A 13,610-nucleotide genomic window follows, 5' to 3' on the forward strand; every position below is an offset into this window, starting at 1 on the left:
ACGGAGGAAGTATGTCAGCAAAAACCATTCTAGTCAAAGGCGCCAGAGAACACAATCTGAAAAATATCGATTTGGAGATACCGCGTGACAAGCTGATCGTCTTTACAGGGCTTTCCGGTTCCGGGAAGTCCTCGCTTGCGTTTGATACGATCTACGCGGAAGGGCAGCGCAGGTACGTGGAGTCCTTATCCTCGTATGCGCGGCAGTTTCTTGGGCAGGTGGACAAGCCGGATGTCGATTCCATCGACGGCCTTTCTCCGGCCATCTCCATCGATCAGAAAACAACCTCAAAGAACCCGCGTTCAACCGTCGGAACCGTCACGGAAATTTACGATTATCTGCGTCTGCTGTACGCCAGAATTGGGATTCCGCATTGCCCGGTCTGCGGCAGGGAAATCCGTCAGCAGACGATCGACCAGATTGTCGACCAGGTCATGAGCCTTCCGGAAGGCTCAAAAATTCTTGTGCTGGCTCCCGTTGTTCGTGAAAGGAAAGGGGAGCATCAGAAAGAATTCGAGGCCGCGAGGAAAAGCGGATATGTCCGCGTCCGTGCCGACGGCCTTATTTACGATCTTTCAGAAACCATCAAACTGGAAAAAAACAAAAAACATACGATCGAGATTGTTGTGGACAGACTCGTGATACAACCATCCGTGCGGTCACGCCTGGCTGATTCCATTGAAACGGCTTCCGGGTTGTCGGGCGGTTTAACCGTCATCAGCGTCGTTGACGGAGAAGATCATATGTTTTCACAAAACTATGCCTGTCCGGAGCACGGCGTCAGTGTGGAAGAGCTGACGCCCCGGATGTTTTCCTTTAACAATCCCTTCGGCGCATGCCCTAAATGTTCCGGTCTTGGACTCTTTATGAAGATCGACCCGAATCTGATTCTTCCCGATAAGAATCTCTCGATCAATCAGGGAGGCATCAAAGCCGGGGGATGGGCGATGGAAGGCAACACCATCGCTGCGATGTATTTTCAAGCGCTTGCGAAGCACTATCATTTTTCCCTTGACACTCCGGTCGGAAAGCTCCCGAAACAGATTATCGACATACTTCTGTACGGCACCAAAGGTGAAAAAATACGGGTGGAGCGAAGCACCGATTTCGCGCACAGCGTCTACCAAACTGAATTTGAAGGCGTCGTCAACAATCTTGAACGCCGCTACCGGGACACGCAAAGCAACTGGATCAAAGAAGAAATACAGTCCTATATGAGCGCGATCCCCTGCGATGCCTGCCATGGAAAACGGCTGTCTCCCGTCAGCCTTGCCGTGACGGTGGGCGGCATCAATATCGCCGACCTGTGCGACAAGTCCATCTCCGAAGCTCTTGAGTTTTTTGACCGTCTGAAGCTCTCGGAACGGGAAAATATGATTGCCCGGCTCATCCTGAGGGAAATTCGCAGCCGTCTCGGCTTTTTAAAGAACGTCGGCCTGGAATATCTGACGCTTTCCAGGTCGGCGGGAACTCTTTCCGGCGGAGAAAGCCAGCGAATCCGCCTTGCAACACAGATCGGTTCCTCCCTGACCGGCGTTTTGTACATTCTGGACGAACCCAGCATCGGCCTTCACCAAAGGGATAACACGAAGCTGCTTGATACGCTGAAGCACCTGCGGGACATCGGCAATACCGTCATTGTTGTCGAACACGACGAAGAAACTATGCTGGCCGCCGACCATATCGTCGACATCGGCCCCGGCGCTGGCGTCCATGGCGGAGAGGTCGTTTTCAACGGCAAGGTCCGGGATATTCTGAAATGCAAAGGTTCCGTTACCGGAGATTATCTGAGCGGGCGCAGGAAGGTTGATATTCCCGAGAAAAGGCGGGAAGGAAACGGGAAAAAGCTCTCCATCGTCGGCGCGTCGCAGAACAATCTGAAAAATGTCAGCGTGAATTTTCCTCTCGGCGAGTTTATCTGCGTCACCGGTGTTTCAGGTTCCGGAAAGTCTTCGCTGATCAATGAAATTCTTTATAAATACCTTGCCGCGGAACTGAACGGAGCCAAAACCCGCCCGGGTTCGTTTCAAAAAATTACCGGGCTGGACGCGCTGGATAAGGTCATCCAGATCGACCAGTCGCCGATCGGGCGCACGCCCCGTTCCAACCCGGCGACCTACACCGGCGTCTTTACCGATATTCGGGATTTGTTTGCGTCCACGCAGGACGCCAAACTTCGCGGCTATACTTCCGGCCGGTTTTCCTTTAACATGAAGGGAGGGCGCTGTGAAGCCTGCGAGGGAGACGGAATCATCAAGATTGAGATGAACTTTCTTCCGGACGTTTACGTTCCCTGCGACGTCTGCAAGGGAAAGCGCTATAACCGTGAAACACTCGAAATCAAATATAAGGGAAAAAGCATTTATGACGTACTGGAAATGACCGTGGAAGAAGGGCTTCAGTTCTTTTCCGGCATTCCACGCATCGCGCGGAAACTGCAGACGATTTACGACGTGGGACTCGGCTATGTAAAAATCGGCCAGCCCGCGACCACGCTGTCGGGCGGAGAAGCACAGCGGGTCAAGCTGGCGTCTGAGCTGAGCAAACGCCCGACTGGAAGAACCATCTACATTTTGGACGAGCCAACCACGGGCCTTCATATCGCGGACGTTCATAAACTGATCGAAGTTCTTCAGAAACTGGTCGACGGCGGAAACACGGTTCTTGTCATTGAGCATAATCTGGACTTGATTAAGACGGCGGATTATATTGTTGACCTGGGGCCGGAGGGAGGAAACGCCGGAGGTCAGATTGTCGCCACCGGTACCCCGGAAGAAATTGCAATGGTTCCCGAATCCTATACAGGACAATATCTGAAAAAAATGCTGGAGGGAAAGGATTCTGCCGAGTAGCTTAAAACGAACCGCAATATGGAAAAGACAAGCCTGAAATGGGCATAAAAAGAGCCGCTATGAACCGTATCCTCAAAAGCCAGTCAGGATTTTGCCTGGCTTTTGACATTTCATAGCAGGCTCCGATTTTTTTTGCAGCAGTGGGGAATCCCCGCCGCTGCTAATTTTTTTGCTGATATTTTTTGACAATCAGATTGGCGCATTTATAGACGTCGCCGCCGCCGAGGGTCAAAATCAGATCGCCGTCTTTCGCATGTTCCAGCATATAGTCCGAAATCTCATCAAATGTTTTAAACCAGACACACCCCGGAATTTTGTCGGCCAGGTCTTTGGCATAGATATGATACGTATTCGTTTCGCGAACGGCAAGAATTTCAGAAAGCACGACCCGGTCCGCGATTTGTAAAACCTTTGCAAAGTCGTCCAGCAGCATATAGGTTCTGGAATACGTATGCGGCTGAAAAACAGCCCAGACCCGTGAAAAGCCCATCTGCTTTGCGGCGGTCAGCGTCGCCGCGATTTCGGTTGGGTGGTGCGCAAAATCATCGGCCACCGTAACCCCGCCATATTCGCCCAGCAGTTCAAATCTGCGGTGGACTCCCGTAAACTGATGCAGATTTTCCGCAATCACTTTGGGCTCTATGCCCAGATGGTCCGCGACCGCAAAAGCGGCCAGGGCGTTATAAATGTTGTGCTTGCCCGGAACACTCAGGGTGACTTCGGCCAGTTTTTCGCCCTTTCGATAAACGACGAATTTTTCACGGGCCCGTAGTGTATTGCAAATTTCGTCCGCGTAATAATCGTTTTCCTTGTCAAACCCATAGGTGAGAATCTCCTTCCCCTCGAGGCCCTCAACCGCTTTCATTGCGTTTTTATTGTCCCCGTTTACGACAAGAAGGCGGGATGTCTGTTCGGCAAACTGATGAAAAGAGCGAATGGTGTTTTCCACCGTGCCGAAATAATCAAGGTGATCGTTATCAATATTCAGAATTACGGAAATTGCGGGGTGTAGTTGCAGAAAAGTATCGACATACTCACAGGCTTCGCAGACGATGGTGTCGGAATGCCCCACGCGTCCGTTTCCGCCGATGAGCGGCAGTTTCCCTCCAATTACAGCGGAGGGGTCTTTTCCGGCGCCGATCAGAATCTGAGTGATCATGGCCGTCGTCGTCGTTTTGCCGTGCGTTCCGGAAACAGCCACTGCGTTTTCATACCGGCGAGCCACCATCCCGAGCATAACGGACCGCTCGACCGTCGGTATATTTTTCTCCCGCGCGGCCACCAGCTCCGGGTTATCCGGCTTTACGGCGGCGGTGTAAACCACCAGTTCGGCTCCGTCGATGTTCTCCGCTTTTTGCCCCATGAAAACCGGGATCCCGTAAGAACGGACCCGCTCCAGAGTATCCGATTCGCTGATATCCGACCCGGTCAGTTGATAGCCCTGATGGAACAGAATTTCGGCAATCGGGCACATCCCCGATCCTCCGATTCCAACAAAATGTATTTTTTTAACCTTTGACAGGGTGTCGTATAATTCCATAAGTTTTCTCCTTACCATTGTTTTTGTGCAGAAAGCGCTCAAATAAATATATTGCCAAACATATTTATAATAATCACATTTTGGAATATATGCAACAGAAAATATATTTTTGCATTTCTTCCATAGAATCACATTGCAGGAACCACCTCCATACTATGTTAGAAGAAAATAGCAGGGGGCTTCTCTTTATGAAAGAAAACTGCAGTTTCGGAGTTTTGGGCGGGGACGGGCGGCAGATCGCAATGGCGGAATCCATCGCCGCGGACGGCTTTTCCGTATACGCCTTTGGTTTTGAGGATGTGGAGTTTCACGAAATGATTCGCAAGTCGGAATTAGAGGAAGTGATTAGACACTGTGAATCTATCATTCTTCCTTTGCCGGTAACCTCCGACGGAATTCACCTGAAAGCGGATTACAGTAAGAAGCAGATTGTATTGGACGATAATTTTGCAGAGCTTCTGCGAGACAAACAAGTTTTCGGCGGTAAAATGGGGCGGCTTTTTCAAACGAGCAGGCAGTGGGACCGCATCAATACGCACGATTACAGTTTGCGGGAGGAGTTTGCCGTTCGCAATGCGGTTCCCACGGCGGAAGGCGCCATTGAAATCGCGATGAGGGAATACCCCGGCACATTGAACGGAAGCCGGTGCCTTGTCGCCGGGTACGGTCGGATTGGCAAAGTGCTTTCCCGGATGCTTTACGGAATCGGAGCCCGTGTCACTGTCAGCGCAAGAAAACAAGCGGATCTCGCATGGATTCGTTCCTGCGGATACTCGGGCATTTTGACGGAGCAGGTTGGAACGGGAAACTACGACATGATTTTTAACACAATTCCGTATCCTGTTTTTGATCGTTCCGTTTTGACAAAAATGCAATGTGATCCTCTCATTATCGATCTTGCGTCTCTTCCGGGCGGAGTGGATCTGCAGGCTGCGGAAGAGCTGGATCTTCATGTGATTCATGCGCTCGCGCTTCCGGGAAAAGTCGCGCCGAAGGCAGCTGGAGAAATCATCAAAGAAACGATTTATCATATTCTGAAGGAGTGTCGGCGTTTTGAATGAGATTACGTTCGGATTCGCAATGTGCGGATCGTTTTGTACGTTTGACAGCGTACTGGACGAAATGAGAAAAATTGCCGGGCAGGGTTACAGGCTTTTGCCGATCATGTCGGAAACCGCTTCTTCCACCGATACACGTTTCGGCAGGGCGAAAGATTTTCTCTGGCAGGTCAGCGACATTTGCGGCAAAGATGTCATTACAAGTATTGTCGGTTCCGAACCGATCGGCCCCAAAAAGCTTGTCGATCTGATGATCGTCGCGCCGTGTACCGGCAACACGCTTGCAAAACTTGCAAACGGTATTACGGACACAGCTGTTACAATGGCCGTCAAATCCTGTCTGAGAATCGGAATTCCGGTCGTGCTGGCTCCGGCCACAAACGATGCTCTGGCTGCCTCCGCGCAGAATTTGGGCAGGCTGATGAATGTAAAACATATTTATTTCGTACCCATGCGCCAGGACAATCCCGAAAAGAAACCGAATTCCGCCGTGGCGGACTTCAGCCTGATTCTTCCAGCCGCTCTCGCGGCTTTGCAGGGAAATCAGCTTCAGCCGGTGTGGCGATAGAAAAAATCAAAACACAGCTTGAAATTCAAAGTAAAAATTGCTATGATTGGAAACAGATTGGAAGTGAAACGGATGCTCTACTGCGCAAAATGCCAGGTTCTTGCCAAATCGGAGGCCGTATGCCCATCCTGCGGAAGCAAAAAGCTTCGGGAGGTTCGGGCAAACGACCCCGTTATGCTTTTTACGGCAGATGAAATGCAGTGCGGCATGATCCGCGCTGCGTTTGACAGCAACGGCATTCCTCATGAAGAACGAATGTGCGGGCCTGGTGCGCCGCCTTCTATTTTGTACGGAAAAATGCCGAATTCGCTTTATCATATTTTCGTTCCGTATGGGGAAGTGGAACGCTGCGAAGAGATTTTGCACGGAATCGGGGCACTGGGCGAAAACAAATTCGAAAGAAACGGCCCTCAGAATTCAGATGAAGACCCATCGGCAGCGATGAGCCGCGGAGAGCGTATTTTGGTACGTATCCTATCGGCTGTCATGTTTCTGGCTCTTGTCTGGGGCGTTGTATCGATTGCGGATGAATTCATTGATTTTATAAAATCCGCACTTACTTAAAGTATATTTAATAAAAGGAGTTTTTTCATGGGATACCATATAGATACAGACTGCATTCATGCGGGATACGAACCGAAAAACGGAGAATCCAGGGTTCTTCCGATTGTTCAGAGCACAACATTTAAATACGACAGCGCGCAGACGCTTGGCGAGCTTTTTGATTTGAAAGCCGACGGATTTTTTTATACCAGAATCGGAAACCCGACGATTGATGCCGTGGAGAAAAAAATCGCCGTGCTGGAAGGAGGAGTCGGCGCGCTTTTAACATCCGCCGGGCAGGCCGCTTCTCTGATCTCAATTTTAAATATTTGTCACTCCGGCGACCATATGATTGCCTGCAGCGCAATTTATGGCGGAACCTTCAATCTTTTTTATAAAACCATACGTGAAATGGGGATTGAATGCACCTTTGTCTCCGCCGACAGCACAAAAGATGAACTGGACGCGGCTTTTCAGGAAAATACGCGCTGTGTGTTTACGGAAACACTTTCCAACCCGTCCCTTATCGTAACCGATCTTGAATTGTTCGCAAAAGCGGCTCACGAGCACGGTGTCCCGCTGATTGTCGATAATACTTTTCCAACCCCCGTCAACTGCCGTCCGTTTGAATTCGGAGCCGATGTTGTCGTGCATTCCACTACAAAATACATGGACGGGCACGCGGTTCAGGTCGGCGGCGCGATAGTGGACAGCGGCAATTTCAACTGGGACAACGGAAAGTTTCCTATGCTGACCGAACCGGACGATTCCTATCACGGAACGGTTTATACGAAGGACTTCGGGAAAAGCGCCTATATTGTCAAGGCGCGCGTTCACCTGATGCGGGACCTTGGGGCACAATCGTCCCCGATGAATGCATTTCTTCTCAATCTTGGTCTTGAAACGCTTGCGCTACGCATGCAGCGGCATTGTTCCAACGCGACGGCGGTTGCGGAATTTCTGGAAAGCAACGACAAAATCGAATGGGTCAATTACCCCGGCCTGAAAAGCAGCAAATACTATGAGCTTGCCAAAAAGTATATGCCGCACGGAACCTGCGGCGTTATTTCCTTTGGAGTAAAGGGCGGCAGGGACGCGGCGGCAAAGTTCATGGAAAACCTCGAACTTGCTTCCATTGTCATCCATGTTGCCGACCTGCGCACCTGTGTCCTGCACCCTGCAAGCACCACGCATCGGCAGTTGAATGATGAGCAGCTGAAAGATGCCGGCATCAGCCCCAATATGATCCGTTTGTCCGTCGGGATTGAAAACATCGAAGATATCCTCGGCGATATCAAACAGGCCCTTGCTAAGCTCTGAATAGAATCTTGTATCAAAATTGCCTCCCGGAAAAAGAGAACCGGAAGGCAATTTTTATTTCACTGTTTTCAGCTTTTTTCCGGACAGGAATATGCGGTCTCCGTGCTCCGAAAGCATCATTGCGATAAAAATCAGCAGAAATCCGCCAAAGGTTCGTATGGTGAGGGACTCATGCAGAAAAACGATGCCGCAGATAGTTCCGAAAACAGATTCCAGAGACATGATCAGTGAAGCTTTTGCCGGCGGCGTATACTTTTGACAAATCGTCTGAAGAACGGTCGTCAGCATGGTACCGATGATGCCAAGATACAGAAGAGAGAAAACGGATTGAGCCGGCAGGGAAGTCGGAATCTTTTCCGTCCATACAGCAAACGGTAACGCAAAAATTACTGTGGCAAACGCTTGCGTAATGCAGATCAGAATAGGGTCGTGTTTTTCGGTAAGAATACTGATGGTTACGATCTGCATTGCAAAAAACAGCCCGCAGGCGAGAGAAAGCAGGTCGCCCGGATTCATGGAAAAACCATTCTGAATGGAAAGCAGACCGACTCCCGTAATACACATACAGGCTGAAACAAGATGAAAAAGTCGAGGCTGCTGTTTTCGCACCGCCCAATACAAAAATGGAACAATGACACAGTAGACCGCGGTGAGAAATGCATTTTTTCCGGCCGTGGTATATTCAACCCCGACTGTCTGCAGTTCATATCCGGCAAAATTTTGAAGGCCGATTACAAAACCCCATTTGATATAAAAGAGGTTGATCTGTTTCAATTTTTTAAAAAAGAAAAGACAGAGAAACACAGCCGCGATACTGAATCGCAGCACAATCATGGTTGCGGCCGGCACCGTGTCCGTTGCGTTTTTTACAACAACAAAGCTGCTGCCCCAAATCATTGTGACAAGAACAATGCCCAGCTCCGCAGCAACTGATCGATTTCGTAAAATTCTCAACTTAGCACCTCAATCCTAAAATACGACAATGAAATATTATAGCATTCCTTTCAACAATCGGCAATACGGAAAAATACGTTTCTAATTTGTAAATTTTAATGGAATCCTATCGAATCATTCTTTTCTAACTTGTGGAACTGTGGTATAATTATTTTTGTTTCACCGAATCTGTTTTGGAGATGAAATCAATAATGACAGGAATTGAACAGCGGGCTGTTTGCAGCGGCGTGAATTTCCGCAGCATACGGGATGATCGTTTTAAAACAATCCGCATGTCCGTTCATTTTTTATGGCCTCTTGCAAAAGAGACCGTTTCTGAAAATTCCATTCTTCCTTTTCTGCTCAGTCGTGCAAGCAGAAAATATCCTGATTTCTCAAAATTAAACGCACATCTGGCCGAACTTTACGGAGCGGTACTGGATGCAAATGTACAAAAGCTTGGGGACATTCAGGTTCTATCCGTTTCAGCATCCGGAATTGCGGACCGTTATTCCTTGAACGGGGAGAGTGTTTCCGCAGAATTGGCCAAGCTTCTGTGCAGCATTATATTTGACCCGCCGTTGGAAAACGGCCTTTTCCCCGTTCAGGGCTTTGAACAGGAAAAACGCCAGCTGATCGAAATGGTGGACTCTGAATTTAACGACAAACGCATGTATGCCAAGCTGAAGTGCGAAGAGTTAATGTGTGCAAAAGAACCTTACGGGATCGGCCGCTGCGGAACAAGGCAGCAAATTCAGGAGCTGAAACGCGAGGACCTGACTCAGGTATGGGAAAACCTGATTCACCGTGCAAAAGCTGAGATTATGGTTTTGGGTGATTGCGACCCGGAACCCGTTTATCAGGATTTTTACGCCGCGTTTCAAAATCTTGCCAGAACTGATTCTGTTGATTGCCCGAATCAGTCAGTGCCGTCGGCAGCAAGCGCCGCCGAAACCACTGAAAAAATGGATGTTGTGCAGTCGAAGCTGGTCATGGGATTCCGCACCGCGTGCGCGGAACCTGATGCCGGCGTTCCTGCCATGAAACTTTTTAACGCGCTCTTCGGCGGTACTCCAAGCTCAAAGCTGTTCTTGAATGTTCGGGAAAAACTGAGCCTATGCTATTACTGCAGTTCCCAGTTTAACCCCATGAAAGGCATTCTGCTGGTTCAAAGCGGAGTGGAAACAAAGAACATCGACCGGGCAAAGCAGGAAATTCTCAATCAGCTGGAAGAGGTTCAAAAGGGCAGCTTTGATGAAAATGAGCTGGCGGCAGCCAAATTGAGCCTTTGCAACAGCTACCGCACCTTGTCGGATTCCCTTGACGGACTGGAAGCCTGGTATTTATCCCAGACGTTCCGTCCAAAGGTTAAAAGGACTGAGGAAGAGGCGGAGCTGGTAAACGCCGTCACAAGAGAACAGGTGATTGAAGCCGCGCGGAAGTTAACCCTTGACACGGTATATCGTCTGGAAGGAAGCGGGGTGGAAGCCTGATGGATTGGCTGAAAAAAATCACAAGCGAACGTACCGGAGATTTCTATTATACCGGAAAGCATTCCTCCGGACTTACGGTTACTGTTTATCCAAAGGAAAAAAACAATTCGACCTACGCGATTTTCGGTACAAAATACGGGTCGATTGACAACTGCTTTAAAACCGCTCAGGAAAGCGAGCCTCATCGGGTCCCGGCCGGAATTGCTCATTATCTGGAGCATAAAATGTTTGAAAGCGAAGACGGGGACGCTTTTGAACGCTTCGCGAAAACCGGCGCGTCGGCAAATGCCTACACGTCGTTTGACATGACCTGTTATTTATTTTCCTGCACGGAAAACGTCTATGAATCCCTGAAGATTCTTCTTGATTTTGTTCAGTCTCCGTATTTTACGGAGCAAACCGTGCAAAAAGAGCAGGGTATCATTGGTCAGGAAATTAAAATGTACGACGATGACCCGCAGTGGAGGGTCCTTTTCAATCTCCTTGACGCTCTCTACCAAAAGCATCCGGTCAGAACAGATATCGCCGGGACAGTAGAAACGATCGCTAAAATTACGCCGGATTTATTGTATCAATGCTATCATACTTTTTATAACCTCAACAATATGGTGCTTTGCATCGCCGGCAATGTTCAGCCGGATCGGGTTGCGGAAATGTGCGACGAAATGCTAAAGCCCGCGCAGCCCGTTCAGATTGATCGGATTTTTGAACAGGAGCCCGACCATATCGTTAAAGCTAGAGTGGAACAAAAGCTCTCTGTTGCGGTGCCGCTTTTTGAACTTGGTTTTAAAGAAAAAGTCTCATCGAAACGTCCTTCCGTAAAAGAGATAGCGGAAACCGAAATACTGCTTGAGGCCATTTCTTCCAACGCAAGTCCCTTATTCCGCCGCCTGCTGGACGCGGGCCTGATTAATGAAGCTTCGTTCGGCAATGAGTATTTTGAAGGTCCCGGTTACGCATCCGTGATTTTTTCAGGTGAATCAAAAGACCCGGAACAGGTTGCTCAGGAAATTAAGCGGGAAATTGAAAACGTTCGGAAAAACGGTTTTGACCGAAGAATCTTTGAATGTGCGAAAAAGGCGGTGTACGGCAGAAATATCGCTTCGCTCAATCATGTGGGCAGCATAGCAAATTCACTCGTCTCTCTTGCCTTTTCCGGCCGTGAGTTATTCCAGTATATTGACGCCGTCGCGCAGACGGATCTGAATTCCGTGATGGCTAGGCTTGAGAATCAGCTGCATTCGGAATTTTCATCGCTTTCTGTCATTTTCCCCAATCAATAATAAACTAAAACCTCCGGAGCTTTCCACGCTGAAGCCCGGCGGGTATCATCTATTAAAAACCTGTGCTGCGTGGAGAAATGGTGGTATAAGATGTATCATGTTCAATTCCCGGGACTTGGTATTAATGTTACCCTGGATCCCATCGCTTTTAAAATTGGCAATCATCCGATTGCCTGGTACGGAATCATTATCGCAACCGGATTCCTCCTGGCTTTTCTTTATGCATTGCAAAGCTGTAAAAAATTCCGGGTTGACCCGGACCGTTTTGTCGATGTTGTCATGGTCGGAATTATTTTCGGCGTAATAGGAGCCAGGCTTTATTATGTCTTGTTTGATTCAAGCAGCCAGTATATTGAAAATCCTATCAGCGTTTTTTATATCTGGAACGGCGGACTTGGAATCTATGGCGGAATCATCGGTGGTTTGCTGTTCGGCTCCTTGATGGCAAAGCTCCGCAAGCTCAGTATCCCTGCTGTTCTTGATCTGGCTTCACTAGGTTTTTTAATCGGACAATGCATCGGGCGCTGGGGCAATTTTGTCAATCAGGAAGCTTTTGGAACAGGAACCAACCTGCCTTGGAGGATGATTAGTGAGAACACGGATCTCGTTTCAGCAGCCGGAGTGCATCCTTGCTTCCTTTATGAATCGCTCTGGTGTCTGCTTGGCTTTATTCTGCTACATATTTTCAGCAGAAAATACAGAAGATACGACGGGCAAGTTTTTTTACTTTACACTCTCTGGTACGGCGTTGGGCGGTTCTTTATCGAAGGTCTGCGAACCGACAGCTTGATTACTCCGGTCATCCCGCTGAGAGTGTCTCAGGTTGTTGCGGCTGCCGCCGTAATTGCAGCCATCGTACTTCTGATTGTATTCAGAAACAGAACGGTTTTGACCGGCTGCGGTTCACGCAAAATTATGGAACTGAATTCTATTGTCGATGAAGTAAAACCGGAAGAAATCGAAGAAACATACACAGACGACGGGACAAGTACGATTTTTGATTCCGCGGAGCAAGCCAGAACTTATATGAACGAAGAATCTGAAACAGCCGACCAAACCGAAAGCGACTCTGAAGATAAGCCGCAGGATGCGCCGGCGGCGGACGCTTCTTTACAGGACGAAAAAGCCGGAGGGGAGGAAACAAAAGATGGCGAAGCTGATTGACGGCAAGGCAATTTCTGCGCAAATCAAAGCGGAAACAGCTTTGGAAGTTCAGGAATTGAAGGACAAGGGCATTATTCCCGGTCTGGCGGTGGTTCTGGTTGGCAATGATCCGGCCTCCCAGACTTATGTAAATCTGAAAGAAAAGGCCTGCGCTGCGGCTGGAATTTATTCAGAGAAATACGCATTGCCCGCAAATACCCACCAGGACGATCTTTTTGATTTGGTAAACCGGCTGAATCACAAAAAAGAGATTCACGGCATTTTGGTACAGCTGCCTCTTCCCGATGGTTTGGATGAAGAATCCGTCATTGAGACGATTGATCCCTGGAAAGATGTCGACGCATTTCATCCTTCCAACGTCGGAAGAATTATGATTGGTAATTATCGTTTTCTACCGTGCACACCTGCGGGAATCATGGAAATGCTGCATCGTGAGAAAATTTCTGTTGCCGGTAAAAAATGTGTGGTTGTGGGACGGAGCAATATTGTCGGCAAGCCAATGGCAATGCTTTTGCTGCACGACAACGGAACCGTTACCATTTGCCACAGCAAAACAAAAGATCTCGAGGAAATCTGCCGCTGCGCCGATGTTCTGGTTGCCGCCGTCGGCAAGCCGAAATTTATTACCGCCGATATGGTAAAGCCGGGCGCATGTGTGGTCGATGTGGGAATGGATCGTGATGAAAACGGCAAGCTTTGCGGAGACGTTGATTTTGAGCCGGTCAGCAGACTAGCTTCCTACATCACGCCGGTTCCAGGCGGAGTCGGTCCCATGACAATCGCGATGCTTCTTCGGAATACGGTTACGGCCGCAAAAATCCAAAACGCGATTCCGGACCGCCAGAAAGTCTGCTGA

General features: G+C 49.0%; 11 protein-coding genes. 9 read left to right on the forward strand and 2 right to left on the reverse strand.

The features are described 5' to 3' along the window. Window positions 1–11: 11 nt before the first annotated feature. Window positions 12–2,852: an excinuclease ABC subunit UvrA gene (gene uvrA, locus HCR03_RS02305; protein ID WP_187036500.1), complete on the forward strand. Its 2,841-nt coding sequence runs from the start codon at window positions 12–14 to the stop codon at window positions 2,850–2,852. A 160-nt stretch (window positions 2,853–3,012) separates the two neighbouring features. Here uvrA and murC read toward each other — a convergent pair whose 3' ends face one another. Continuing rightward, entirely contained in the window at window positions 3,013–4,392 is a 1,380-nt protein-coding gene (gene murC / locus HCR03_RS02310) for a UDP-N-acetylmuramate--L-alanine ligase (protein WP_066650613.1), read from the reverse strand. A 188-nt stretch (window positions 4,393–4,580) separates the two neighbouring features. Between murC and dpsA the strand changes: the two genes are divergently transcribed. From dpsA to HCR03_RS02330, 4 genes are read left to right on the forward strand one after another with little or no spacing between them, the layout of a single operon-like run. Beyond that, on the forward strand, window positions 4,581–5,453 hold the full coding sequence (gene dpsA / locus HCR03_RS02315) for a dipicolinate synthase subunit DpsA (protein ID WP_187036502.1): 873 nt from the start codon (window positions 4,581–4,583) through the stop codon (window positions 5,451–5,453). Beyond that, entirely contained in the window at window positions 5,446–6,018 is a 573-nt protein-coding gene (locus HCR03_RS02320) for a dipicolinate synthase subunit B (protein ID WP_083210301.1), read from the forward strand. The genes dpsA and HCR03_RS02320 overlap by 8 nt, the downstream gene beginning before the upstream one ends. A 42-nt stretch (window positions 6,019–6,060) precedes the next feature. Continuing rightward, the gene (locus tag HCR03_RS02325; protein ID WP_187036504.1) at window positions 6,061–6,582 is read left to right on the forward strand and encodes a hypothetical protein; all 522 of its coding nucleotides are present in this window, start codon (window positions 6,061–6,063) and stop codon (window positions 6,580–6,582) included. 27 nt (window positions 6,583–6,609) lie between these two features. After that, complete coding sequence (locus HCR03_RS02330; RefSeq protein WP_187036506.1) at window positions 6,610–7,881, forward strand: O-acetylhomoserine aminocarboxypropyltransferase/cysteine synthase family protein; 1,272 nt, start codon at window positions 6,610–6,612, stop codon at window positions 7,879–7,881. A gap of 54 nt (window positions 7,882–7,935) precedes the next feature. Here the strand turns inward: HCR03_RS02330 and HCR03_RS02335 are convergent, their stop codons facing one another. Continuing rightward, window positions 7,936–8,835, reverse strand: coding sequence for a DMT family transporter (locus tag HCR03_RS02335; protein ID WP_187036509.1), 900 nt, complete (start codon window positions 8,833–8,835; stop codon window positions 7,936–7,938). Window positions 8,836–9,026: 191 nt separating this feature from the next. On the opposite strand from HCR03_RS02335, the gene yfmF reads away from it, so the two are divergent. The 4 genes from yfmF (at window position 9,027) to folD (ending at window position 13,610) form a co-directional block, all read left to right on the forward strand. Further along, window positions 9,027–10,307 carry an EF-P 5-aminopentanol modification-associated protein YfmF gene (gene yfmF, locus HCR03_RS02340; protein WP_187036511.1) on the forward strand — a complete coding sequence of 427 codons (1,281 nt, stop codon included), beginning with the start codon at window positions 9,027–9,029 and terminating at the stop codon, window positions 10,305–10,307. Beyond that, window positions 10,307–11,590, forward strand: a complete 1,284-nt coding sequence (gene yfmH / locus HCR03_RS02345) for an EF-P 5-aminopentanol modification-associated protein YfmH (protein ID WP_066650470.1) — start codon at window positions 10,307–10,309, stop codon at window positions 11,588–11,590. The genes yfmF and yfmH overlap by 1 nt, the downstream gene beginning before the upstream one ends. Window positions 11,591–11,680: 90 nt before the next feature. After that, window positions 11,681–12,754, forward strand: coding sequence for a prolipoprotein diacylglyceryl transferase (gene lgt, locus HCR03_RS02350; RefSeq protein ID WP_187036513.1), 1,074 nt, complete (start codon window positions 11,681–11,683; stop codon window positions 12,752–12,754). Beyond that, the gene (gene folD, locus HCR03_RS02355) at window positions 12,738–13,610 is read left to right on the forward strand and encodes a bifunctional methylenetetrahydrofolate dehydrogenase/methenyltetrahydrofolate cyclohydrolase FolD (RefSeq protein ID WP_066650466.1); all 873 of its coding nucleotides are present in this window, start codon (window positions 12,738–12,740) and stop codon (window positions 13,608–13,610) included. The genes lgt and folD overlap by 17 nt, the downstream gene beginning before the upstream one ends.

This window comes from Caproicibacter fermentans (genome assembly GCF_014303955.1).
In the GTDB taxonomy this organism is placed as follows: Bacteria; Bacillota; Clostridia; order Oscillospirales; family Acutalibacteraceae; genus Caproicibacter; species Caproicibacter fermentans.

Coding starts and splice junctions, on each gene's coding strand:
- HCR03_RS02325 (WP_187036504.1), top strand. CDS start 6,061: ATGATTGGAAACAGATTGGAAGTGAAACGGATGCTCTACTGCGCAAAA.
- folD (WP_066650466.1), top strand. CDS start 12,738: ATGGCGAAGCTGATTGACGGCAAGGCAATTTCTGCGCAAATCAAAGCG.
- yfmH (WP_066650470.1), top strand. CDS start 10,307: ATGGATTGGCTGAAAAAAATCACAAGCGAACGTACCGGAGATTTCTAT.
- lgt (WP_187036513.1), top strand. CDS start 11,681: ATGTATCATGTTCAATTCCCGGGACTTGGTATTAATGTTACCCTGGAT.
- uvrA (WP_187036500.1), top strand. CDS start 12: ATGTCAGCAAAAACCATTCTAGTCAAAGGCGCCAGAGAACACAATCTG.
- HCR03_RS02330 (WP_187036506.1), top strand. CDS start 6,610: ATGGGATACCATATAGATACAGACTGCATTCATGCGGGATACGAACCG.
- yfmF (WP_187036511.1), top strand. CDS start 9,027: ATGACAGGAATTGAACAGCGGGCTGTTTGCAGCGGCGTGAATTTCCGC.
- murC (WP_066650613.1), bottom strand. CDS start 4,392: ATGGAATTATACGACACCCTGTCAAAGGTTAAAAAAATACATTTTGTT.
- dpsA (WP_187036502.1), top strand. CDS start 4,581: ATGAAAGAAAACTGCAGTTTCGGAGTTTTGGGCGGGGACGGGCGGCAG.